The sequence below is a fragment of the Pediococcus acidilactici genome (genome assembly GCA_024970065.1).
Taxonomy (GTDB): Bacteria; Bacillota; Bacilli; order Lactobacillales; family Lactobacillaceae; genus Pediococcus; species Pediococcus acidilactici_A.
On sequence record CP103908.1, the window covers coordinates 1,960,043 to 1,984,045 of the forward strand.

The 24,003-nt window shown below is 44.3% G+C and carries 19 protein-coding genes and 1 riboswitch; of the genes, 5 read left to right on the forward strand and 14 right to left on the reverse strand.

Features of this window, described 5'->3' with window-relative positions; translation table 11 throughout:
- Window positions 1-162: 162 nt before the first annotated feature.
- Window positions 163-1,116, forward strand: a complete 954-nt coding sequence (locus tag NYR25_09505) for a toxin Cry1Ac domain D-VI-related protein (GenBank protein UWF33801.1) — start codon at window positions 163-165, stop codon at window positions 1,114-1,116.
- A 73-nt stretch (window positions 1,117-1,189) separates the two neighbouring features.
- On the opposite strand, the gene NYR25_09510 is transcribed toward NYR25_09505, so the two are convergent.
- Window positions 1,190-1,597 carry a GNAT family N-acetyltransferase gene (locus tag NYR25_09510; protein ID UWF33802.1) on the reverse strand — a complete coding sequence of 136 codons (408 nt, stop codon included), beginning with the start codon at window positions 1,595-1,597 and terminating at the stop codon, window positions 1,190-1,192.
- Between the two features lie 156 nt (window positions 1,598-1,753).
- Here NYR25_09510 and NYR25_09515 point away from each other — a divergent pair, with 156 nt between their 5' ends.
- Window positions 1,754-1,981 (forward strand): YbaN family protein, encoded by a 228-nt coding sequence (locus tag NYR25_09515; GenBank protein UWF33803.1) that lies wholly within the window; start codon window positions 1,754-1,756, stop codon window positions 1,979-1,981.
- A gap of 114 nt (window positions 1,982-2,095) precedes the next feature.
- Here the strand turns inward: NYR25_09515 and arsD are convergent, their stop codons facing one another.
- The 7 genes from arsD to NYR25_09550 form a co-directional block, all read right to left on the reverse strand.
- The gene (gene arsD / locus NYR25_09520) at window positions 2,096-2,434 is read right to left on the reverse strand and encodes an arsenite efflux transporter metallochaperone ArsD (protein ID UWF33804.1); all 339 of its coding nucleotides are present in this window, start codon (window positions 2,432-2,434) and stop codon (window positions 2,096-2,098) included.
- A 44-nt stretch (window positions 2,435-2,478) separates the two neighbouring features.
- Entirely contained in the window at window positions 2,479-4,209 is a 1,731-nt protein-coding gene (arsA, locus tag NYR25_09525; protein UWF33805.1) for an arsenical pump-driving ATPase, read from the reverse strand.
- A gap of 12 nt (window positions 4,210-4,221) precedes the next feature.
- A complete protein-coding gene (locus NYR25_09530; GenBank protein ID UWF33806.1) occupies window positions 4,222-4,551 on the reverse strand; it encodes a metalloregulator ArsR/SmtB family transcription factor in 330 nt (109 codons plus the stop codon).
- Between the two features lie 139 nt (window positions 4,552-4,690).
- Window positions 4,691-5,170 carry a 23S rRNA (pseudouridine(1915)-N(3))-methyltransferase RlmH gene (rlmH, locus tag NYR25_09535; GenBank protein UWF33807.1) on the reverse strand — a complete coding sequence of 160 codons (480 nt, stop codon included), beginning with the start codon at window positions 5,168-5,170 and terminating at the stop codon, window positions 4,691-4,693.
- A gap of 538 nt (window positions 5,171-5,708) precedes the next feature.
- Window positions 5,709-9,425, reverse strand: a complete 3,717-nt coding sequence (gene addA, locus NYR25_09540; GenBank protein UWF33808.1) for a helicase-exonuclease AddAB subunit AddA — start codon at window positions 9,423-9,425, stop codon at window positions 5,709-5,711.
- Window positions 9,415-12,981, reverse strand: coding sequence for an exodeoxyribonuclease V subunit gamma (locus NYR25_09545; GenBank protein UWF33809.1), 3,567 nt, complete (start codon window positions 12,979-12,981; stop codon window positions 9,415-9,417). Before NYR25_09545 ends, addA begins: the two co-directional genes overlap by 11 nt.
- A gap of 9 nt (window positions 12,982-12,990) precedes the next feature.
- Window positions 12,991-13,521 (reverse strand): NAD(P)H-binding protein, encoded by a 531-nt coding sequence (locus tag NYR25_09550; protein ID UWF33810.1) that lies wholly within the window; start codon window positions 13,519-13,521, stop codon window positions 12,991-12,993.
- 140 nt (window positions 13,522-13,661) lie between these two features.
- Window positions 13,662-13,759: riboswitch (purine riboswitch) on the forward strand.
- 218 nt (window positions 13,760-13,977) lie between these two features.
- Between NYR25_09550 and NYR25_09555 the strand changes: the two genes are divergently transcribed.
- The 3 genes from NYR25_09555 to NYR25_09565 all read left to right on the forward strand — a co-directional run bounded on the left by NYR25_09555 (window position 13,978) and on the right by NYR25_09565 (window position 16,999).
- Complete coding sequence (locus tag NYR25_09555) at window positions 13,978-15,300, forward strand: purine permease (GenBank protein ID UWF33811.1); 1,323 nt, start codon at window positions 13,978-13,980, stop codon at window positions 15,298-15,300.
- A gap of 153 nt (window positions 15,301-15,453) precedes the next feature.
- Entirely contained in the window at window positions 15,454-16,020 is a 567-nt protein-coding gene (locus NYR25_09560) for a DNA-3-methyladenine glycosylase I (protein UWF33812.1), read from the forward strand.
- 13 nt (window positions 16,021-16,033) lie between these two features.
- Complete coding sequence (locus NYR25_09565; protein UWF33813.1) at window positions 16,034-16,999, forward strand: GDSL-type esterase/lipase family protein; 966 nt, start codon at window positions 16,034-16,036, stop codon at window positions 16,997-16,999.
- Here the strand turns inward: NYR25_09565 and nhaC are convergent.
- The 6 genes from nhaC to NYR25_09595 all read right to left on the reverse strand — a co-directional run bounded on the left by nhaC (window position 16,996) and on the right by NYR25_09595 (window position 23,999).
- Window positions 16,996-18,375: a Na+/H+ antiporter NhaC gene (gene nhaC, locus NYR25_09570; protein UWF33814.1), complete on the reverse strand. Its 1,380-nt coding sequence runs from the start codon at window positions 18,373-18,375 to the stop codon at window positions 16,996-16,998. The two genes, NYR25_09565 and nhaC, sit on opposite strands and share 4 nt — an antisense overlap.
- Window positions 18,376-18,694: 319 nt before the next feature.
- Entirely contained in the window at window positions 18,695-20,161 is a 1,467-nt protein-coding gene (gene cls, locus NYR25_09575) for a cardiolipin synthase (GenBank protein UWF33815.1), read from the reverse strand.
- A gap of 723 nt (window positions 20,162-20,884) precedes the next feature.
- Window positions 20,885-21,283: an HIT family protein gene (locus NYR25_09580; protein ID UWF33816.1), complete on the reverse strand. Its 399-nt coding sequence runs from the start codon at window positions 21,281-21,283 to the stop codon at window positions 20,885-20,887.
- A 72-nt stretch (window positions 21,284-21,355) separates the two neighbouring features.
- Complete coding sequence (gene lepB, locus NYR25_09585; protein UWF33817.1) at window positions 21,356-21,934, reverse strand: signal peptidase I; 579 nt, start codon at window positions 21,932-21,934, stop codon at window positions 21,356-21,358.
- A 198-nt stretch (window positions 21,935-22,132) separates the two neighbouring features.
- Window positions 22,133-23,446: a PTS sugar transporter subunit IIC gene (locus tag NYR25_09590; GenBank protein UWF33818.1), complete on the reverse strand. Its 1,314-nt coding sequence runs from the start codon at window positions 23,444-23,446 to the stop codon at window positions 22,133-22,135.
- Between the two features lie 28 nt (window positions 23,447-23,474).
- Entirely contained in the window at window positions 23,475-23,999 is a 525-nt protein-coding gene (locus NYR25_09595; GenBank protein ID UWF33819.1) for a glycine/betaine/sarcosine/D-proline family reductase selenoprotein B, read from the reverse strand.
- Window positions 24,000-24,003 lie beyond the last annotated feature (4 nt).

The window sequence follows — 24,003 nt, forward strand, 5'->3', positions numbered from 1 at the left end:
TCATTTTTAAATTGTCTCCTATGTAAAGTTGACACCATCAACAAGATTGGATATGCTCTTAAAAGGGTCCCTAACTGTCTTATTTTAGAAGCGTAATTAACTTCAAAAACACTTTTAAGACTTGAATTTAATAATCAAGCACATAAAGGAGAAATAATTTAAATGAATTCTAGTAAGTACACAAAATACACCATGGTGGCAATGACCGCCCTTACTTTAGGACTTACCGCGGGCACGGCTGTAATTCATGCGGCCACTTTCATGCCTTCCCAGAATACACCGGCGGAAAATTCTAACCCAGCTATCCAGCGGGCAGTTAAAGTGGTCAACGCCTTGTTTGCTGATCGCGATTGCACCCAATTAGCTAAAGCTACGACTAAGGAACGGATCTCCACCGCTAAACAACTGGTTGCTCTTAACGTACCTGCCAATAGCAGTGCCTTCAATAAATTAAACACACTTTGTGATAAAGCAGCGGCTCTCTTAAAGGAACAAACTGCCAACACTGCGGTAAAAAAAGCTACTGCTACAGTTGAAGCCTTGTTTGCTAATAAAAATCACACTTCATTAGCACCATCCACCACTGCTGGGCGAATTCAACGAGCAGAAGAGTTATCTGCTGCCACAGGCGTACCTGCCGCTAAACAACGGGAACTCCTTGCTCTTTGCCACAAGGCTGCCGACCTACTAAACCAACAAGAAAACACTTCTCCAGCAGTTCAACGTGCAATTAAGGCAGTGAACGCCCTCTTTACCGACAACACTCACAGTCGCTTAGCAAGCACTACGACGGCTGAACGCATTGCTACTGCCAAACAACTAGTAGCTTTAAACGTACCGGCTAATAGCAGTACTTTTACCGACCTAAACTCACTTTGCGACCAAGCAGACGCTTTATTAAACTCTCAAACTGCTAATGCTGGTGTAAAAAAGGCAACGGCAGCCATCAACGCGCTTTTCGCGGATGCTAACCACACTAGATTAGCTGCTAACACCACCAAGGAACGCATCCAAGCTGCGGAAATGTTATTACAACGTAAAGTACCGACTAGTGACGCGCACTACGCTCAACTGTGGACACTTTGTCAAAAAGCTGAACAACTTCTCCAAAAATAATTTAACTTAATTGAACTTCAGAACAAAAAACGTGGTCGGGAACCGTATTCGGTTTCTAACCACGTTTTATTATTTATTTACGCTTGTTGGAACACCAGCCCATTAATAATTCTAACTGCTGGGTTGCTGTATCAATTTGGCGTTTTTTACTCCGAAATCCGTGCTTTAAGTAAAACTTAATTGCCACTGAGTTTTGCTCGTAAACCGCTAAATTAAGTTCTTGATAGTCTTGTTGAAGCCTAGCGATTAGTTGTCCCCCAACTCCCCGATTTTGCATCGAAGTAGCTACAAAAATTCCTGCTAAATAATTTTCTTGGAGACCCGCAAAACCAATAATTTGTTGTTCGATTTGAGCAACGTAGACGGTTGCCTCTCGCATCGCTGCCTTCACTGCCGCTTGGTTTTGTTTCCAATAATCGGGGCTAATAAAGGAGTGTGCAGTTAAATTTCCTTGCAGCCAAACTGCCATGATTTCGTTCAATTGAACTTCAGTAATGCTACTTAGCTTTTGAATTTTAATGTGAATACCCTTCTTTCAGAAAGATTAAAAGTAATTAAGGAATGCTAAATAATTTAGCCTTTTGCTCGTATTTGCTAGCTGAAGGTGCTATTTTTAGAGTCGAAGGAGTTGATTTAGATGACATTTGCAATTTCACGCTGCTTTTGGATCGCAGCCACCCTCGTCAACGTTACTTTAGGTGCGCTTGGCGCGGTGTTGCCGATTATGCCTGGCACTCCCTTTTTCATTTTAGCATTCTTCTGCTTGAAAAAAGCCTCTCCCGAGCTACATCAACGAATCGTACATACTAAACTGATGGTTTGGTTAGAAACTAAGTTCCCACTTTTGGAACGTTGGTTACGTTAATGTGCGTTCTAATAAGCTTTATCGAACTTCAATTGAACTTCAGATTTTGTTTAAAATACGTGATTTAACTTAAAACAACCAATACATTAGTAAGGTATTGGTTGTTTTTTTAGTTCATTCCGTTTTTCGCGCCACCGCTCGACCAATCTTCATCCCGGTATACTTTTCAAACTCTTCATAGCTCGGATACGTACCGGTTTTAACTACCTGACCATCAACAATTGTAATTGGTAGGCTGGTCATTCCTTCTTCGTCTAAAAGTTGTTGTACCAAGGGTTGACGAACAAAGGCGCCCGGGTTCTGGGCTAGATTATAGCGAAGAAAACGAATTTCCTTAACCGGGTGGACTGCCCGCTGAACGGCGGTCGTCCGCACCAACTCTTCTCGCACGGTAGGCCCGCAAACGCCTGTCGGACAACACAATGCTTCTTCATATATTTCAATTTTACGCATTAGTACTTCACTCCCTTTGGTGAGAAAATTTGCTATTAACGTAATTAAACGGTCAGTCGCCGATCCTCAAAATCCATTTCCCAACCGGTAACCACCACGTGGCCTTGAGATAGTTCGCGCACCCGTTGAATCCAACGACCTTCTGCTTGCGCCTTGGCTTGAAGCAATTTACTCGTGGTGGGGGTTGCCAAAAGGCTCTTGTTGACGATCCACCACTTATGGGGTAAATGGGCCCGTTCTAAATCATTGCTAAGCCGGGTCGTTTCATAAACTGGGGTCGCCTCCGGTAACGTCACCATTACAACCTCGACTTCGTCCCCCGTTTTTACCCGGTCAAGCAAGTTCACCACTGCTGGAGAAACCATACCTGCCGTTCGTTGAACTTCCTTAGCATATTCATCCATCGAGTTTAATAATAGTAGCGTGTGGCCGGTGGGCGCCGTATCCACGACCGTCACTTCACAGTTTGTTTCGGCAATTTCTTCGGCAAACACTTCGAATAACGCAATTTCCTGGGTACATGGGGAGCGCAGATCTTCCTTAACGTAGGCGAGGTCTTCATCAGCAACCGTAGAATCTAACTGTGCAAGTACCTGTTGTTGGTAATTTTTCAGCGCTTGCTGTTCATCGACGTGAGCTACGTGAACGCGTTTGTCGATTTTAAACATACCTAAATGATCGGCAGGATCGGTTGTTATTAATTGTACCGTCCGGCCCGTCTCAGCCAAGCCTTGGGCAAGTCGCACCGCTGTGACCGTTTTTCCGACTCCCCCTTTTCCCATCGTGAAAATAATCCGCTTATTGCAGGCCACTACGTCGGTAACGATATCTTCAATCATTCCCTTATTTTGTAACTCGGGAGTTTTCCCGGTGGTAACTTTCGGAGGCTGGGGAGTTAATATTTCACGCAAATTAGTAACCCCCACCGCATTCTTAGCACTTAAAAATACTTGGCTTTGGGGGAATTTTGCCAACCGGGGCAACCACCGCCGTAAGTCCGCTTGTTGCTGGTCAATAATTTGACGAGTCACCGCGTCTTCAGCTTCGGGAAGGCAACCGTTCACAATAATTTCTTGACGTTGGATGCCAATTTTAGCTAATTCTTCAGCAGTTCGGATGGTTTCCAAAAGGGCCGTCCGTTGCGGGCGGGTCACCAGCATCAAGGTCGTTTGGCGCGGATCACGAAGGGTCGCAACCGCCCGTTGGTAAACCTGCCGATCCTTTTCCAAGCCGGCTAGTTGTCCTAAACAAGAGGTCCCCGTCGTGTTCGTATCCAAGTAATTAGTCCAGGCCGCGGGCAACTGTAGCATTCGCAACGTATGTCCGGTAGGTGCCGTATCAAAAATTACGTATTCAAACTGCTGGTTGATTTGCCGGTCGGTCAAAAAGTGGGTGAACTCATTAAAGGCCGCCACTTCCACCGTGCAGGACCCGGAAAGTTGTTCCTGCATATTAGCTAAAGCGGCTGCGGGCAAAACACCCTGGTACGGCTTGATCACGGCTTCCCGGTACTCTTTAGCCGCTACCAACGGGTCAAAATTAGCCACTTGTAACCGCGCTACTCCTGGAATGGTCCGGGGACGGTTGGTTAGTTCCGCTTGAAATACGTCTTGTAAGTTGCTGGCCGGATCCGTGGAAACTAGCATTACGGCGTGGCCCTTATTTGCAAGTTGAATGGCCGTCGCGCTTGCAATCGTCGTCTTTCCCACTCCACCTTTACCAGTAAAAAATAGGTAGTGGGTTAGTTTAGTACCTAAAGGTTGATATGTTTTCATAATCATCCCTCCTTAAACGACCGTCATCTTCAAGAACGCCGACTTCTGGGCACCCGCTTGGTTTGACTGCGTTTTCTGCAATAATTGCCGGGTGAATTCTGGAAAATTAACGGTAAAATCATCTGCCAATGAATAGTGCTGCCAACGCCCGCGCTTCTCTGCTAGAACAACTCCTGCCGATTGCAACACCTTCATGTGGTAAGACAACGTGGGTTGCGTAAAGTCGAAATGGTCTAAAATTTCGCAAGCGCACATTGTACCATTCGAAAGTAAATCTACAATTGCGAGCCTTTTAGGATCGGCTAGCGCCTTTAAAAACTTCGAATAAGCATCGTAGTCCAATTTTTTCGCCCCCACATATCGATAGTTATCTATACGTTGAATGTAACCCCTTTCTTTGCATAAATCAACTTAATTTAGGACAAGTTCAATAAAAAAACGGAGCATTCTGGTTTTCCAAAACGTTCCGTGATGTTTTTGCTTATTTATGATAGGGACTTCCCGATTGAATCATGAAAGCCCGGTAAATCTGTTCCGTTAGCACCAACCGCATTAACTGGTGCGGTAAGGTAAACCGCCCAAAAGAAATCGCCGTGTCGGCCCGTTTCATCACTGCCGGACTCAGCCCTAGCGAACCACCAATAACAAAGGTAATGTCCGAATGGCCATAAGTGGTCAGGTTTGCAATTTCTTCGGCTAACTCTTCTGAAGAACGCTCCTTACCCTTGATTTCCAAGGTAAAGACGTATTCACGATCCTTAATCTTAGCTAAAATGCGTTCACCTTCCTTTTCCTTAACCATTTCCATCTGGGCATCACTTAAACTTTCGGGTGCTTTTTCATCCGGGACTTCGATAATTTGAAATTTACAAAACTTGGAAAGCCGTTTGGCATATTCCGCAATCCCCTGTTTCAGATATTTCTCTTTTAACTTTCCCACACCAATAATTTTGATATTCACCGTTTATCCACATCCTATCCTCAAGTTATCCACAAAGTTTTCCACAGGCATTTTGAAATACTCACAATATATTGGGCCGAATTTATGTTCGCCACCACATTTATTTCTTTCGATTTGTCAACAGTATTTTCACTTATCCACAGTTTTCCACCTTAATTTTTAAAATTTTGTTACCGCTACAAACGCCGTTATAACGGCGATTTTGACCTTAATTTTCGTTAATTAATTTTTTTATCCACATTTTCCACCGCAACCTGTGGAAAACTTTTCTACAAGTGCGAAGGTCGGTTTAATAAGATTTGTGCACAACTTTATTTCTACTCTTCAAGTTATGAACAAAGTTATCCACAGTTTTCCACACGGAACCACAACCGTACTTCAATTGTCCTTCCGCCTAAATCGCTACCATTAATTCTTGAACTAGTTTTAAATTCGCTAAAACTAATTTTCAAATTGGTCGCCTCTACCGGAAGTCATACAGAAAACTGGGTTCTACCATCAATTAAGTATGACAGAATCCAGTTTATTAACCTAAAACTTATTGAATTTCCACTAATTTTCCAATAGAAAGCAGGTAAAGGTACTTTTCTTGTACCGGCTTACCCAAAATATTGCTCAGGGCTTGCGCGTACAAGTTGACCTGACCTTGGTAACGGTCAATCACTTTTTGAATTCCTTGTTGCGGGCTGCCTGGGAGTACAAAGTCAGTTTTGTAATCTAGTAAGATCACCCGCTCATCAAGTTCGAAATACGCGTCAATAATCCCGTGAATTAACACGTCCTGATCGCCAACCACGTTCGGAAATAAGCCCTTGGCTGGCAATAGCAGGGAGAAGGCTTCTTCACGGTGCACCTGATCCGGGTGCGCCAACATTAACTGCCCCAGTTCACTTTCAAAGAAGTCCAAAATGCTGTTGACCCGGATTCGCTTAGCGACAGGCTCTTCTAACACCCGGTTCATCACTAGTTCGCGAATCTTTTCTTCGATTACCGCCTCGGTGACCGGTTCTCGTAAGTCGAGTTGTTGCAAAATTAAGTGGGTCGCCGTTCCGATTTCGGTAGGTTTAGGCTGGCTAACTTCACTCATAAAACGAGGCGACATTAGCTGGTCCGTAACAAACCGTTTTTGGGGGCGTAGGTTTTGGTTGCGATCAACCGCACTAAAGTCCATCTCTAACTTATCGGGATCATCGAAAACTCGTTTAATTTCCGAAACCGACTGGTAAGCCGTCGTTTGAGTCGCTTCAATATCGTGATATTTGAAGTTCAGAATTGCCCGAATTTGGTCCGCATCGTTAATATCACTATCCAGGTCGACTTTTTCTAAAGTGGGTGGGGGCCCCTGTTCAATTCCCGTATCGGAACGTTGTCCAGCCAGTAAATCAGCGCGATTAACGACCTTCAATTTAACTTCAATTTCGGCGGCAGCATCCAATTTACGTGAACTAACCTCGGGATAGTCCGCTGCAACGGACGGTACTCGCATGATTGCCATCCCGATCCAATCGAGGAAGTTTTTTGCCTTCCCACGTTCAGCTTCCGGCAAAAGCAACTCACCAGTATCAGCTGCTTGCGCCCATTTTTCTAATGTCGGGGTAGCAGACTTCAACGCTCCGGTAATAATTAACTTTTGTTGCGCCCGAGTTAAAGCAACGTAGAGCACCCGCAGCTCTTCGGCGAGCATTTTGCGTTGTCGTACGTCAATAATCCAGTTTTTTTGCATCGTGTCGACTTCGATGCGGTGCACAAAGTCCTTCACGGTAATTCCCATCCCCGCGTCCCGATCCAGTACGTACCGGCCTTTAGTATCACTACTATTAAATCCGTGGTCCGCATCGATCAGGAACACGATTGGAAACTCCAACCCTTTACTACTATGAATGGTCATCAATTTTACGGCTTCCGTATCGGTAACTACCGGGTTTTCCGCCAAATCCTTATTCTTTTCGCGCATCTTCTCTACGAAACGCACAAATTGGAATAGTCCTTTAAAACTGGATTCCTCATAGCTTTGAGCGCGGTCGTATAACGCGTGGAGGTTATTTTGCCGTTGGGGACCGTCCGGCATCCCTCCCACGTAGTCTAAATAGCCGGTCTCTTGATAAATTTCCCAGAGCAAATCCACCAGCGTACATTGTTGGGAAAGCTTTCGGAAATGTTCCAATTGGCCTAAAAATTGGTCAATTTTGCGTTTTAAGTTGGCTTGAAATTCATTTTGGTAGTCAATCTTAAACTCATTTTGGAAATAGAGCACCGATTCAAAATAATGCCCATTTTTCTTAGTAATGCGCAAGAAAGCAAGCTCATTTTCATCAAGTCCCACAATTGGGGAACGTAATACCGCCGCTAGCGGAATGTCCTGGTAAGGGTTATCGATGATTTTCAAGAGGGCCATCATAATCGAAACTTCCGTCGTCTGAAAATAATCCTGAGCGTTGCTAACTTCAATTGGAATACCGTACTTTTTGAAGGTATCAACAATATTAAGGTTATTGTTACCTGTAGAATGCAATAGCGCAATGTCACTATACTTTAACGGCCGCATTTCCTGCGTATCCCGGTCATAGACTTTGGTTTGATCCGCGAATAATCGTTTGATCCGCTGGGCGATCATTTGTAACTGACCGTCGTTTTTATCAGTAATTATTGCGCCCGGTTCTTGGTCAGCCTGACTTTCGTTTTGCTGGTCGTCAAATAAAAGCACTTCGGTATTATTCTGAACTTCAGCGGGGTAGTACTTAGCACCGAACTTTAGCTGTGCGTCAGCATCGTAGGCAATCTCTCCCACCGCCTGATCCATAACTTGGTTAAAGATTAAGTTGGTAAAGTCGTCAACGTTTTGCATAGAACGGAAATTTTCTGCCAAAATAATCCGTTCATCCGGCTGTCCAGATTGCTTAAAGCGTTGGTTCTTACTAATAAACAAACTCGGATCCGCCATCCGAAACGCATAGATCGATTGTTTAACGTCCCCCACCATGAACATATTGCCAGGATCTTTGCGAGCTACCGCAGTCAAAATTGTCTCTTGTAGTGGGTTAATATCCTGGTATTCATCAACAATTACTTCGTTAAATTTCTCCTGGAAGTTTCGTCGAACTGCCTGACCCTCTTCGGACTGGTTTTGCAAAATTTGAAGAGCAAAATGTTCCAAATCACTAAAGTCCAAAGAACGCCGAGTTAATTTTTCTTGTAAAAAGCGCTCCGAGAATTGCTGCTGAACTTCAATTAACTTCAGCATTAGTTCCCGCGCGTCTTTAAAAATCGCAATCAACTGGTCATTTTTTAATTTAAAGTAACGCTCTACCAGCCCATTAAATTCAGCTTTAAATTCGTTGCGTACCGACTTTGCCGTTAAATTAAATTCCTGAACTTCAGGCTTCTTTCCCCGCGGAAGTTGGGCAAACTTGAAGTTAACCATCGCTTGTTGTAACGCATCCCAATTTGGTTGATCAAACTGGTCGATAATGGCTTTCAACCCGGCCACCTCTGCTTGAAAGTTAGCAGCCGCTTTTTGTAAAGGTTCGCCACCGTTAATGGCTTGTTCCGTGAGGTTTAAATCCGTCTGGTAAATTTGGATCAGCTGCGTTTTTACCTTGGCTAGCAGCTTTTTTACGAAATCCATCTCCATAACTTGGTCAGTTTGTACTTCATAATTATTGGCAATTTTAGTTAGCCACGCATCGGGATCAGGGTTAGCATTGGCGAATTCGAATAAATCCAGCATTAGTTCCTGTAACCCCGCGTCAGAACGGTCGTTAGAAAAGTTACGGGTTAGGCGCGCAAATTGTCCGTCCTCGTCACTTTCGTATAATTCCTCCCGCAAATCGGCCCAAACCTGCTCTTTTAGCAATTCACTTTCCGTCGGGTCCATAATCCGAAAAGCTGGGTCAAGGTCAATTACGTAGTAGTAATTGCGAATCACCGCCATACAAAAGGCGTGTAACGTACTGATGTTGGCGTTATTTAGCTTACTTAACTGCAGCGATAGGTGGTTTTGTAAATCGGCGTCGTTAACTTCACTGATTTTTTTCATAATCGCCGCCCGAATTCGTTCCTTCATTTCGGCAGCTGCGGCTTCGGTGAAGGTCACCACCAAAAGGCGATCCACGTCTTCCCCGTTAATTATCTTTTGGATTACCCGTTCAACTAAAACCGAGGTCTTTCCCGATCCGGCGGAGGCTGAAACTAAAATATTGTGCCCCGAACTATCGATTGCTTGTTGTTGACTAGGCGTGTAAGTTCTAGTTGCCATTCTTCTTGCGTTCCTCCTCAATCTTCTTTAAGACCGTTTCTTTATCGAGTTTTTCTAAGACCCGGTAATTATTTTCCGGCAGCATTGCGTCAAATTGCATAATTTCCTTGTATGGCGAGTATTCCAACGCGGTCGTCCGGTCTGGCCATTGCACAGGGTTCAAATCGACCTCCCCGCTAAAGATTCGTTGTCCGGCCTCGATGACCTTTTCCTCAGCATGTTTAATCAAATCCTGAAGTTCAGTTTCACTAACCACGTTATTTAAACTAGCCTTAGTTAAACTGCCGCTCTTGGTGAAATCAAATGGATAAACGGCCGACTTCCCATTCTCGGCAACTGTTTTATCAATTTCCTTTAGTAACTCTTCATTGTTGAGGATAAACCCGTTCAACGAGAACTTCTTAAAGAGGGCTTGCTGTAATTGATCTTCATCCTGAACTTTCAAATCGGTAGCCTTTAGCAACGGATCTTGGAAAATCATGTACAGGGCACTCGATAAGCGCGCCTGTTCGTGTGGATCAATCCGTTGACGGTTTTGCTGTACGACGTCCAAATACAGAAGCATCTGCATTGCCAGCCCGTAGTAGGCATCCGCAAAGTCAAACTTCCGGGTGCTTGATTTGTAGTCAACCACTCCTAAGTAAGGTTGACCTTCAATATTAATCTTGTCGATTCGGTCAATTTTACCGCGGACGTTAACTTCTTGTTTTTCGTTGACTTTGAAGTTCAGCGCCGGTAGTCCTTCCTTTAACCCAATCTGTCCAAACATCTGCTCCGAAGCAATCGGCCGCATTCTAGTCCGGGCTAATTGTTTAAAAATCGCGGTAACCATGGTTTCTACGGTGCGGTCTAGTTGTTTTCTCAAATAGCCCATCCGGTAGGTCCCATTAAATTGGTCAAATTGCGAATCTTGACGCATGGTCTCTAAAACCCGCTGGGTAACTTGTTTAATCTGCTTTTCGTTAACTTCATTGAAGTTCAAATCCGCTTGGGTAATGATTTTCACTAAATTATCCATTGCCGCATGGAAGTACTGACCCGTATCGGCTGGGCTTAAATCTGCCGTTTCCCGCTCTTGGAGTTTCAACCCGTACTTCAAGAAGTACGAATACTCGTTGCGGAAAAATTCTTCAAGTTTAGAAACCGAAGCGTAAATTTTATCCCCGTATAATTCGGTAACGATGGCTGGTTTCAGCTTCCGGGGAACGTTCTTGTAACTTAAACTACCCATCAAGCGATCGGTTAGGTCGTGCCAACGACCAGCCTCCAAGATGCTATAGATCAAATTCCATCGTGCATCTGCCGGTTGCTTGCTTTCCTTCATGGAACGTGCGTACTGAACCAGATGGCTCAACGTACTTCGCTTTGAACCAATAAACGGTTGAATGAGGGGCTGGTCTACTGCTGGACGACTAGGCAAGCATTGAACTTCAATTTCAAAGTACGTCTTAATGCGGTCCACGTATGGCGATATTTTAAAATTGCTGCCGTCGTTACCACGTTTAGGATAGGTAAAGATCAACCGTTGGGAACCAATCATAAAGGTCAGGTAGTTCAAGTAAGGTTCTTGGCGCATTTGTCGTTCGTTGCTCATTTTAAGAAACTGATCGTCCTCAAGTTGGTCACTAACTTGCGCCTTCCCTTCCTGGCTCAAGAAGTCGTTGTCCTGGATTTGTTCGGGCATGGCCCGGTCGGTCGCGCCAATGATGAAGACCACCTTACGATCCATCATCTGTACCATGCCACTTTCTGAAATTAAAACTTGGTCCAGGGTGGAAGGAATTTGGGAATAAGTTGCATTTTCAAATCCTGCGTTTAATAACCCGATGAAATTGTTAGGATCAAACGGCTGATCACCTAAAATGTCGACAAATTCATCGAGCATCATCACGAAGGTTTCCCAAGTTTGTTCCGGCTCGGCGGCTTTGGCTAAGTTGCCATCTTCAATCCACTGGTCTCGCCAAGCAAGCAACCATTGGTCAACGTGGTTGCGCATTAAGAATTGATACAACGCTTTGGCTGCTGTAGCACCATCTTCGGCAACTGCCAGCTGGTTAAAAAACGGGGTGACCGTTTTCACCACGTAGTCCTTAATCTCGTTAATCCGTCTGTTAATTTCCCGTTCCTCGTCAGTTTGCTGGTCCATATCAACGTCGTTAAAACGCTGGTACTGCCACGGAGCCTTTTGAAGCCACTTATTTCCATAAATCCCCTGACGCAGAACGTAATTTTCCGTAATGTGGACGCTTTTAACAAAATCCTTACCATCCGGATCGGCATCATTTTCGGGCCGTAGGAGGCCGGTTTTCAACAAACGCATGACGTCTTCATAACGATAGTGCCGTTTTTGAATATCAAATAACGCGTTGATCAACTCTAGCAACGGATGATTCTTCATCGCCACTTGCATATCGTAAAAAATGGGAATATCGAACTGGTCAAAAATTGGCTTAATAATCGTGTCGTAGTCACTTAAATGACGGGCCAAAACCGAAAAATCAGAGAAGTTTAGGCGGTCATCTTTGGTCATCATTTGCCGAATCGCCGTGGCCACGTGTTCTACCTCAGCGTATCGACTATTAAACTCGAGTATTTCCACACTATTATTTTGCTCATGTCGATTGGTGGTAGCCCGCTTACCTTGAGTAGAGGAAACCCAGTACTGCTCTAATTTTCTTAGGTCGTCATTCACTCGACTTTGCGTGATCAATTGCGGTGAAGCCACTGAAATCTTGTTTTCACGGGCCCATTCATTTATTTTGAAAAATAATTTTTCATTTTCAAAAAACAAACTATTTTCTGAAAGCTTTTCATTAATCGGGTTTCGGTCCATTACTAAGTCGATTATCACGGTTGCGTTAGCCTTAATTAACGTCTGAATTAAATTGAGTTCTTCAGCGGTAAAATTAGAAAAACCACTAATGATAAAGCTTTGCGAACTTAGATCCATTTTTGCAAGCCGCGCAGTTAACGCCCGTAAGATATCACTATTGTCTACGAACTTCTGTTGAATTGCTTCATCGTAAGCCGTATAAATGATGTTCAGATCGTGTAACTTAGCCATTAAATCTAATTGGGGGTCTTCCTTTTCAGCCAGCTGGTCAATAATTTGACTTAAATTTTCGGGACTAACGTTTCCTTGCTTAAATTCGGCTAACTGACTTGTAATTTCTTGGATTAACCCTAACTGCGCATCAATGTTATCAAATAAAAGTAACTCTTCCTGGTGCTCAGCAATGATTCGGTATAGCAACATGCTCGTACTTGAACTAGTTAAGCGTGGGTATTGGTAAATGCTGCTATTACGCAAAAAGAACCATGCTAACCGGCTAATAGATAAAATTTGAACGTCTTTCTCGGCAAAAACTGGCCCTGTAGAAGAACTTTTTGCTCGCAGTTTTTGCAGCAATTGAATTTCAGATTGAAACTTAATATGGTTAGGCACTAAATAATAGACTTTACGTTGTTTTTGCCGTTGCTGAAGTTCAATCACCGTTTCAGCAACCGCATCTAAATGATCGACACTTGCCGGTCCGTACATAAATTTAAGTGGCATAGTTCCTCCTTATTGGGGTTGTGAAATTCCCACCGACTGGTTTTGGTACTCTTCCGTTAAAATTGCTCGTTCAATAACCTTAGCCACCGCGCTTGTACCAACTTCCTTAACAGTAATCGGTTGGCCTTCAGGAGTGATAACTAAATCATTGTTCTGAACTTCATTTTTAACTTCAACTGGCCGTAAGATGCTGTAGGGTAGCTCGGTTTCGTCGACTAATTTGGCTACGTACTTAACTTCCAATAACAGTTCTTTAAGGTCCTGAACTTCAATCCAAGTTGGATTGATCTCAGCATCCATTCCAGCGGTCGCCAGCAAAACGATCTTATTCACTTGGAGAGTTTGCTCTTCTAACCGGTCCACCACCGTCTCAAATTCTTCATCCATCCCCAGGTGTAACAAGTCAACGTATAGGACGTCGTAGCTGCCCGTTGCTTCCTGAACTTCAGCAGTCGTAACCGAAAATTCTGATAAAGCATTTAGGTCCTCGACCACCGTTTGGGATACGGGGCGATCCATTCCGATTGCTAGTATTTTCATCATATTCTCCTTTTAAAACCTCTTTTTACCATTATAGAACGGATTCACCCTTTCTCCAATTTTATCGATTATTAGTTTTTTGCTGCGCCGTCCACGTAGCCCGAGTTGTTGAAATATTTTTTATGTGTTAAAATTTCAAACAAATTAAATGGACCCAAGCCTATATAATGTCTTAATCTGGTTGACAGTTTCTACCCAACGCCGTAAATGTTGGACTATAGGAATTTTTAACTTACATAATCAGAAACCGGCTGGGAAATGAGCTAGTCAGTCTGCCTGACACACCGATTTGGAGCACCTTTTTAGGTGGCCAATCCATTTCGGTGACGCCTTCGCAAACTGCTAACCCCTCATGTCCCAGCTTTTTTAATTGTAGTTTGTAATTCCCCAAGCTACCTGTTTTATAGGCTCGCTTTCATAACTTTTGAAAATATATGAAAACGAGGTATGTATTTTATGAAAACTAATGATTCATACGCTGACGCGCCGATTACCGAGATCACCCCGCAATTAACCGAGGGTAAGGCTGCGGTATTAGGCTTTCAGCACCTCTTAGCAATGTACTCTGGCGACGTTATCGTTCCCCTGTTAATCGGGGGCTTTTTACATTTTAGCGCCGCTCAAATGACCTATTTGGTGTCCATCGACATTTTCATGTGTGGAATTGCCACCCTTTTGCAAATCAGAACCACCCCGCTCACCGGAATCGGGCTTCCGGTTGTCCTTGGTTGCGCTATCCAATCGGTTCAACCGTTAGAACGAATCGGCGGGGGGCTGGGCATTACGGCAATGTATGGTGCAATTATTGCCTCCGGGCTCTTCGTCATCTTGGTTGCCGGACTTTTCTCTAAGATCCGCGGACTTTTCCCGCCCATCGTAACCGGCTCAATTATTACCGTGATTGGCTTCACCTTGATTCCAGTTGCCTTTGAAGACATCGGTGGGGGAAACCCCGCCGCCCAATCGTACGGTGATCTTAAGAATCTGCTAGTCGGCTTAATTACCGTAGCCGTAATTGTGATGATCAACGTCTGGGCCCGTGGTTTTATGCGTTCTATTGCGGTTCTGATTGGAATCTTAGTGGGAACCGGAATTGCTGCTTTATTAGGAATGGTGTCGTTTGCGCCCGTTTTACAAGCAAGCTGGTTCCATTTTCCGCGCCCCTTCTATTTTGGAGTTCCCACCTTCAACCTCTCAGCAATTTTAACGATGATTATGGTGACCCTCACTACGATGATTGAATCTACCGGCGTGTTTTTTGCCCTCGGTGATTTGGTTGGAAAAGAGATTACCCAGAATGACCTAAAACGAGGCTACCGGGCTGAAGGAGTTGCCGCCATCTTGGGTGGTATTTTTAACACCTTTCCTTACTCGACTTTTTCCGAAAACGTTGGTGTTTTACAACTTTCCGGCGTTAAGAGTCGCAAACCGCTTTACTACGCTGCGGGATTTCTAATTTTACTAGGTCTTTTACCAAAAGCTGGTGCCATGGCAACAATTATCCCATCAAGCGTCCTTGGGGGTGCCATGTTAGTAATGTTTGGCATCGTCGGAATTCAAGGAATCCGGATTCTTCAAAAGGTTGATTTCAACCAAACTAAGGATATCTTGATTAGTGCCTTATCGATCGGAATGGGCTTGGGTTCAACCGTAGATCCGCAAATCTATCGGGCCTTGCCACAAGCTTGCCAAATGCTTCTGACGAACGGAATTGTAGTTGCCAGCATTACTGCCGTAGTTCTCAACTTACTATTCAACGGTTACGATTCTTCGCGATAATTGTTCTCCGCTAATTATGCTAAAATTAAGTTAAATTGAAGTTAATGTCAGTGAATGAAACGACCGACCCACCTAGTTTAAGGTGCGCCGTTCTCCGCCTTAGCGATGTCGCTTCGTTCTTGGCATTTTTCTTTTAGGATGGAGAATTTAACGATGGAAAATAATTTTATTTGTACTTGGGCACGGGACACCTCGCCATTGATGCAAGCTTATCACGCTAACGAATGGGGCCAAGTTTCCCACGATGACCGTTACATGTTTGAAATGCTCTCACTGGAAGGTTACCAAGCTGGGCTTAGTTGGAACACGATTCTTAATAAACGGGCTGCCTTTAAAGAATCCTTCGCTAACTTTGAGGTCGCTAAGGTTGCCCAAATGACGGATGCTGACGTGGAAAAGCTCATGCAAAATCCAGCTATTTTACGGCATCGCGGTAAATTAAAAGCCACCATTATGAACGCCCAGGCCTTTATGCGGGTCCAGGCGGAGTTTGGCAGCTTTGATAAATATATTTGGCAATTTGTTAACGGCCGGCAAATCAACGACCACATCCGGATTCCAGAAGAAATTCACGCACAAACGCCATTGTCCGCTAAAATTTCTACAGACTTAAAGCAACGGGGGTTTAAGTTTGTGGGACCGGTCATTGTCTATTCGTTCATGCAAGCAATTGGTTTAATTAACGACCACGAAATTGAATGCATGTATAACCCTGGATAAGGAGGTCGTTGCTATGGAACCACTAATTTTCACGCCCGCGAACGGGACCATTCCCGACGCTTATTTCATCGGTCGTTGGGTAGCCCGGAACCTTGCAAAACGGTCAGTGATGTACACCACCAACTTAGGGGCTCAGGTCCTCTTTGAAGTTCAAGATACCGAGACGGTTACCTTCGAGTGGGTACTTCCCGACCTAGACACTCCGCAAACCATCACCATTTTTGTCGATGAGGAGCCTCAAATCATTGAACTTAAAGAAACTCAATTTGAACTTCAATTAAATTCAGACCAGCGCCACGTTCTACACCTGTACTTTACGGGCAACACCGACCAAGACCCGGTTTGGACATCTTCTGCGGGACTGGCTTTGGCCGCCATTCGGGTTGCTCCTGGCGGCCAGATGCGAGCCCTTAAACCTGCCGGACCCCTAGTGGCTTGGATTGGTGATTCAATTACCGCAGGATGCTGGGTTCGCAAAAAAGTACCTTCCAGCGGCTATGGAGCTGACGTTAACTACGCCGCTTTAATTTCCCGCAAGTTAGGTTGGGAAGACTACCGGATCGCTTACAGTGCGGCTGGCATCATTCGTTACGGGGCGGGCGGAGTCCCTGCTGCACCGCGCTTTATTAACTACGTGGATTATCAAATTCCAGCACCTCCTGTGCACCCTGCATTCGTTTTCCTTAATTTAGGAACTAACGATTGGCAATTTGATGCCCCGGTTTTTGAAATGTACTTCACCGCCTTTATGAAGGAAGTTCAATTTAAGTTCAATGAAGCTCAAATTTTTGTAATAATTCCCCTTAACCAAAGCCATGCTCCTTCAATTGCAGCCATCGCTAAGGCATTTAACTTCACCGTAATCCCGACCGCTAGTTGGGAAATATCGACCACGGATGAAGTTCATCCCGACGTGGCTGGCTCCCAATCTTTTAGTCACCACCTGCTCGATTGGCTGCAAACCCATGGCTGGGTTTAATGCGCCCGGTTCTCGCTTCGCTTTAGTCCAATCCCGGTAAAACCACTCAGGATTGAAAAGACGGGCGACAACAGGCTGAAAAAGGCAAATGGGAGGTAGTCTAAGGTGGCTACGTGGAACGTGTTGGCCGCAAACGTAGCTGCCACTCCCCACGGAACCAAGTAATTAATCACGGTCCCACCATCTTCTAAAGCCCGGCTTAGTGCAACGTTAGCTAAGCCGGCTTTTTTGAATGTTGCTTTAAAAGCTTTCCCCGGTAGAATTACGGATAAAAATTGTTCCCCAATCAGGAGGTTGGCCCCCATCGCGCTGAGAACTACCGCCAAAATAAGTTTTCCATCACTATTTAAGACGCGCGCAACTGGTTCCATCACTTGATTAATCAATCCTAAATGAACGAGTACGCCCCCTAACGATAAAGTCACCACAATCAGTGAAACGGTGGTCATCATACTAGCAATCCCACCCCGACTCAGTAATTGGTCAACCTCAAGGTTCCCGGTGTGCGCTACGTAGCCAGTTTCGATAATTTTAGCTACGTGTTGCACAGAGGTGCGCGGGTGTTCAAGCCAAATCAACCCTACCGACACCCCGATATTGATAAAGAGGGTGGGAACTGCCGGAATGCGACGCCAGGCGCAAACAAACATTAACCCGATTGGAATCAAGACCCACCAGCCAGTTGCAAAATGAGTTCTTAAAATCATTTCGGTATGCTGAATTTTACTGATGTCGGCGTTTCGCGCATCGCCCGCCCCAAAAATGGCGAATAGAATTAAGGCACCGCCAAACGCTGGCAACGTTGACCACATCAAATTCCGAATGTGATCAAATAGGTCCGCGTCAACTACCGCCGCGGACAGGTTGGTTGATTCAGAAAGTGGCGAGCATTTGTCACCAAAAACTGCTCCGGAAATGATTGCTCCAGCAACCAGTGCGGGATTGATGCCCATCGTCATTCCCATCCCAAAAAAGGCGATTCCCACGGTCGACATGACCGTAAATGCCGAGCCAACCGCGGTGCCGACGAGCGCACACACTACAAAAACCGAGGGGATGAACCAGTTTACGCTAATCATTTTAAAACCTACGAGCATCAACGTCGGAATGATTCCTGCCGCAATCCAAACGCTGATTAAGGCACCCACTAAGATAAAAATAAAAATTGGAATAATCCCAGTCTCAATCCCCTTCTTAATTCCATCATTAATTGCCTGCCAACTAAAACCTCGCAGTTTTGCCCAGACGGTCAATAAGCCTAACACCAAGAGCACTGGCGTTTGGGGCGACAACCCTAACTTAATCACGCCGGTTCCTAAAATTACCAACATAACAATCAAAACTATACTTGCTTCCCGCGTCCCTACCTTTTGCATCCTTTTCCTCCTTAATTTAGCTAATAAAAAATCCCGGCTGTATTTAAAATACAACCGGGACGAATTGACCGTGGTACCACCCAAATTAGACCCCTCCCCAAAAAAGAGAGTCTCACTCACTAGATGATAACGGTTCTAGTTATTAGCCGTTTTTAATAAAACTATTCCACGGTATTTCGCCGCAATAATCCTGATCGGTTCGCAGCAACCACCGACTTCCTGACACCCAGATTATCCGCTACTTAATGTGAAAGTTATTACGCTTTAAATTATTATAGCTAGCCTATCATGGACGTTTTCAAACGTCAAATGCCAGCTCCTACAAGATTGGGGACAGCAGTCGCGAAAAGATCTGTTTGAACTTCAGCCACTGGGATTGGCGATTGAACATGGCCACCGTCTGTAGGCTGGAATTTTCAATATCCTTTAAGTAAATTTCTTCTAATTGGTGTGCAATCCGCTCGTCGTACATAAAGGCGTTAACTTCAAAATTAAGTTTAAAACTCCGAAAATCTAAGTTGGCGGAACCCACCGAAGACACCTTGCCATCGACAACCATCGTTTTGGCGTGTAAAAAGCCGTTATTGTAGTAATAAACCTTGATGCCCCATTTCGCACATTGCCAAGCGTAGTACTGGGTCGCCCGGTAAACAAAGACGTGGTCGGGCTTGCAAGGAACCATGATTCGCACGTCAACTCCCGAGTTGGCCGCTAAACGGAGCGCGTCTAGGACGCTATCATCGGGAATCAAGTACGGCGACTGAATCCAAATCGACTTCTTCGCCGCGTTGATCATCTTCAAGTAACCCATCTTAATCTTTTCAATGTCCGAATCCGGACCGTTAGAGACGATTTGCAGGCTGGTATGCCCCTTAACTTCTGCCACCGGAAAGTAAACTGAACCCGGCTTAAACTCTTCGCTCATTGGATGGGCGCGGTCCGTAGCGTTCCAATCCAAAATAAACCGGGATTGCAAGCTATAAACTCCCGATCCCACAATCTTTAAATGGGTGTCGCGCCAATAACCAAACTTTTCTTTCCGTCCTAAATACTGGTCCCCGACGTTAAATCCTCCGACGTAACCAATTCTGCCGTCAATCACCACAATTTTACGGTGATCCCGGAAATTTAGCCGAAAATCAGTGAGGGCTGACCGGGTGCCCAAAAATGGAAAGGCCTGCCCACCAAGCTCATTTAGCTTCTTAAAGAAACTTCGCTTAGTCCCCATTGAACCCCACGAGTCCCACAGAACCTTCACTTCCACGCCTTCTTTAGCCTTTTGTTCTAACAATTTACGCAAATCATTTCCAATTCGATCGTCATAAATTGTATAAAACTCAACGTGAATGTGTTTTTGAGCTTTTTTTATTTCCGCAAACATATCGTCAAACAGTTCGTGGCCGTCGGTAATAATTTTAACGTTATTCCGTCGGGTTAAAAACGCGTAGTCGGTCCGCGTAAAGAACTGCACCATTCCTGCCGAATCCTTCACAACTTGATCGGCAGCCGTAAGGGTCGTTTCCTTAAGCTCCTTACGCTGGTGTTCCATAATTTGATCTAGTTCCAAACGGGTCTTGCTCTTCAACGGAAACAACTTGTTTTCCGGCAACTTGCGGCCGACAAAGGCGTAAATAATAAATCCAAATAATGGCAAAAAACACAATACCAAAAGCCAAGCCCAAGTCGCGGCAATATCACGACGTTGTCTAAAAACCGTATATAAAGCCCCCGCCACGTTTAGTATCAAAACTACATCAACAATCCATTTTAAAATCTGCAATGCCATCCCCCCATATTAATCCTATGCCTTATCATACTATCTCCTTTAGAAATTAAAAGTGATTTTTTATATTACCCCATTAATTATTTCAAATGTAATCAAATATCCGACAAAATGTAACCTGTCAGCAATCAAAAATTCACAATTTCTTCACATTTTCCCCCTATAGTAACAGTATAGATAACTTTTTCATTTACTCCCCCCATAAGGTGAATGAAAGGTCTCAAAGACCAGTTACTTATTACCTGTATGCGTCTCCTTAGTGAGACGCTTTTTTTGTGCCTAAAAAGCAGGTAGACCAATCTCGCCCATTTTTTTTGGCAGTTGGCCTACCTGCTTTTTATTTGAGCAAGCAATGAAAGCTAGGCAGTTTGGCGACAGTAGTTAAAAGCAATCGGGACCCGAATTAGGTATACCTAATTACTGGTTTTAGGTACGCACGGAAACTAATTTTTAATGCACCCTTTTTCAAACATCAAAATTCAAGTACGAAAAAGAGCAGGGACAAAAGTCAGGTAGTTTATGTGTATTAACCAAAAATCGACCATTATACCTGTATTTGGCATAATGATCGATTTGGGGTCAAGCGGATCAAACTAACTTTGGGCGTGTTGACCTTACTAAAGCCAACACGCCCAAATGTTTTTTCAAAAATCTTATTCTGGAAAAAGAACTTTTATCAGCGTCTTTACTGGCTTTTCTTTATCCCAGGCTAATTAATTTTAGTATTTAGTCCATTCCTTTAAACTGGGACCGTTTGTTGGGTACTAAGAATTGAGCTGGAACCGGCTTGCGCTGCGGATCCTCACTCCAGTAGCGAGGAATCAAGTGGACATGGCAATGAAAAACGCTTTGCCCTGCGGCCGCCCCCGAATTAATGGTCACGTTGTAACCATCCGGGTGGTACTTTTCATCTAAGATTGCCTTATTTTGTTCAATTAAATCCCAGATTGCTTTGCGTTCCTCGGCGGTAACATCCCAAATCTGCCGAACGTGTCGTTTCGGGATGATTAAGGTGTGCCCCTTGCTTACTGGATAAAAATCAAGAAAGGAAGCGGCAAGCTCATTTTCCACGATGTAGTCCGCCTCTGTTTTTTGGCAAAATACACAGTTTGGGTCGGTTTTCATATCTGTTCCCTCCATTCAGTCCCATTGTACACAAAAAGCAGGGCAAAAGGGATTCTTTCGTCCTGCTTTAGGTTATTCAACGGCTAAATCGTTGATATTTTTCTTTGCTTTTTCGTTGTGACTCCAGAACGGAACTTTTACTACACCCATCACCTTTGATTTCTTTACGAATCCCCAATAACGGCTATCGTTAGAAACGCTACGATGGTCACCTAAAACAAAGTAGGAATCCTTTGGAACCTTTACCGGATTCTTTGCCCAACCATACTTATTGGCAATCGAACTGAGCGTCCAGTTCCCCGTTCCGGTCGTTCGTTGTTCTTCGTCAATAAACTTTTGCGGAACTTCTTTACCATTTACGTAAAGTTTGCCGTCTTTGTAACTGATCGTGTCGCCTGGAACCCCAATCACCCGCTTTACGTAATCAACTGGTTGAGTAGCCGCCGGATCCTCTCCGTGGGCGTCAAACACAATTACGCTCATTCGTTTGATTTTGGCTTGTTTCCAAACTAGCACCCGTTCGCTATCTTGTAAGTTAGGCTGCATTGACGAACCGTCAACCTTTACGATTTGGAACAAGTAAGTTTTAACAAGAAAAGCAATTAATAAACCAACTACGATTGGCAAAACCCAATCCCTTAAAAACCTCATTAACTCTCCTCCAGACTATCTCATACGACTTAATAATTTTAATTGTAGCCCAAAGTACTCTGGATGTCTTAAGATTTTTAGTTTTGAAACCAAATTTTGATATTTCTATATCTTTTTGAAATATAACTGTTATATTCGGGTATTTTTAACTTAAATTGAAGTTCAGGATTTGCTTAAACAGGGCAAATTGAAGTTCAATCACACTTCGTCAAAATCAATATCCAAGTCCTGTCCTAACGCGACATCCTCTTCCTTAAGGTACTGATGATCCAGCATTTTTACGAACGGATAGTAGATAATAATTCCTAAAATAATTTCCACCAGTTGCAAAACTGACCCCGTCCAGCTTCCGGTAGCCAGCCAGCCCGAAATAATTGGTGGGGTCGTCCATGGTAGTAAAACCCCGTTCGTCCGTGGCACCCATCCAAGGGTGAACACCACTCCCGAGATGAAAGTATTTAACACGGGCACGATGATGAATGGAATCGCAATAATCGGATTCAAAACTACTGGCAAACCAAAAATAATTGGCTCGTTAATTCCAAATACTCCCGGCAAAATTGCCAGCTTGCCTAACTCCCGAATCCGTTTTGAACGACAAACTGCAAACATGACGATCAAGAGGGATAACGTACTTCCGCCACCTCCATAGGTCGTAAAAATATCAATAAATGGCTGTGTGTAAATATGCGGAAGCGGTAAATGATTTTGGAAAGCTTTCAAGTTATCCTGGGTAAGTACGAAGAAAATTGGTGACCAAACCGAATTAGTAATCGTCGGTCCGTTAATCCCGAACACCCACAGGAGACTGGCCAAGAAGTTGTAGAGCAATACCGATGGCAACGAGTTTCCTACGTGTTTAAGCGGTGCTTGTAACAAAGTATAAATGAAGTTATATGCGGTATCGAAACTTGAAATGCTAAAACCGATTCGAATCAAGAAAAATAGCAAAATTACTAGCGCACTCGGAATTAACGCGTCAAACGATTGGCTTACTGCTGGTGGGACTCCGTCAGGCATTTTAATGGTCCAATGATGCTTCACCGCAAAGCGGTAAACTTCGACACTAACAATTGAGATGAAAATCCCTAGGAAAATTCCGTTAGGTCCTACGTACATGGTTTGCACCGCGCTTACCGCCGTTTTACCAACCGTAAACGATGTCGGAGTCAAAATGAGAAACGAAACTAGGGCGACCACCGCGGAATGAATGGCCTCAAGCCCCCGATTTTTTCCATAAGCGTAACCAATCCCCATACAGGATAAAATTCCGGTGAAACTAAATACCGAATTGGAAACCGCGCTAAACCATTCCGTCCAGTGTTCGCCTAAAACCCGGGTCCAAAAACTTTCCCAGCCTGGAATGGGAAAATTACCGATTAGCAAGAAGATCGAGGTAACGATGATTAACGGCGTGATGATTAAGAACCCATCCCGCAAAGACTTTAAAACCACGTTATTTCCCAATTTAGATGCTAACGGCATTAATACTTGTTCAAACTTCTTCTGCATATCTTCCAAGCCCCCTTTGCTTTTAAATTTAGTAGCAGTACCGTTCCTTAAAGGTGGTCAAATCTTCGTGACTAGCTGCGAGTGCGCAACCTTCGGCAAGGTGGTCAATCGCCGCCGACAATCCCGTTCCACCTTTTTTAGGCATTTTTACGATTAATAATTGATCTTTATATTGATCAATAATGGACGCGTTCTTTTCTGCAGCCGTCGCTTGTAATGCCGGAATTTCAGTACCCTTTTGAAACGCCGTCGTTAACTCACAAGCCATTTGCGAAAATTCCGGATAATCATAGGTCGGACCGATTACGACCACGTCAGCTTCCATTTTGACGGCCATTTTGGTGAATTTTTCCTGGACTAGTTCCGGGTGTTCCCGGTAATAATCCGTTCCACAGTAAAAGGTGCCGATTACTTCTCCACCTACCTTTGCCAAAGCCTTGGCGGTCGTTTCCGCGCTGCCTAAAGCGACTTTTTTACCGCCCAACGGGGTGTCGGCGCGTTCTTTGCCACCTAACCCCGCTTGGATTTGGTCTAATATAATGATGACTTTCAAAAAA

Coding starts and splice junctions, on each gene's coding strand:
- cls (UWF33815.1), bottom strand. CDS start 20,161: ATGGCATTGCAGATTTTAAAATGGATTGTTGATGTAGTTTTGATACTA.
- arsA (UWF33805.1), bottom strand. CDS start 4,209: ATGAAAACATATCAACCTTTAGGTACTAAACTAACCCACTACCTATTT.
- NYR25_09550 (UWF33810.1), bottom strand. CDS start 13,521: ATGAAAATACTAGCAATCGGAATGGATCGCCCCGTATCCCAAACGGTG.
- NYR25_09505 (UWF33801.1), top strand. CDS start 163: ATGAATTCTAGTAAGTACACAAAATACACCATGGTGGCAATGACCGCC.
- NYR25_09560 (UWF33812.1), top strand. CDS start 15,454: ATGGAAAATAATTTTATTTGTACTTGGGCACGGGACACCTCGCCATTG.
- NYR25_09555 (UWF33811.1), top strand. CDS start 13,978: ATGAAAACTAATGATTCATACGCTGACGCGCCGATTACCGAGATCACC.
- NYR25_09545 (UWF33809.1), bottom strand. CDS start 12,981: ATGCCACTTAAATTTATGTACGGACCGGCAAGTGTCGATCATTTAGAT.
- addA (UWF33808.1), bottom strand. CDS start 9,425: ATGGCAACTAGAACTTACACGCCTAGTCAACAACAAGCAATCGATAGT.
- lepB (UWF33817.1), bottom strand. CDS start 21,934: ATGAGGTTTTTAAGGGATTGGGTTTTGCCAATCGTAGTTGGTTTATTA.
- NYR25_09515 (UWF33803.1), top strand. CDS start 1,754: ATGACATTTGCAATTTCACGCTGCTTTTGGATCGCAGCCACCCTCGTC.
- NYR25_09580 (UWF33816.1), bottom strand. CDS start 21,283: ATGAAAACCGACCCAAACTGTGTATTTTGCCAAAAAACAGAGGCGGAC.
- arsD (UWF33804.1), bottom strand. CDS start 2,434: ATGCGTAAAATTGAAATATATGAAGAAGCATTGTGTTGTCCGACAGGC.
- nhaC (UWF33814.1), bottom strand. CDS start 18,375: ATGCAAAAGGTAGGGACGCGGGAAGCAAGTATAGTTTTGATTGTTATG.
- NYR25_09590 (UWF33818.1), bottom strand. CDS start 23,446: ATGCAGAAGAAGTTTGAACAAGTATTAATGCCGTTAGCATCTAAATTG.
- NYR25_09565 (UWF33813.1), top strand. CDS start 16,034: ATGGAACCACTAATTTTCACGCCCGCGAACGGGACCATTCCCGACGCT.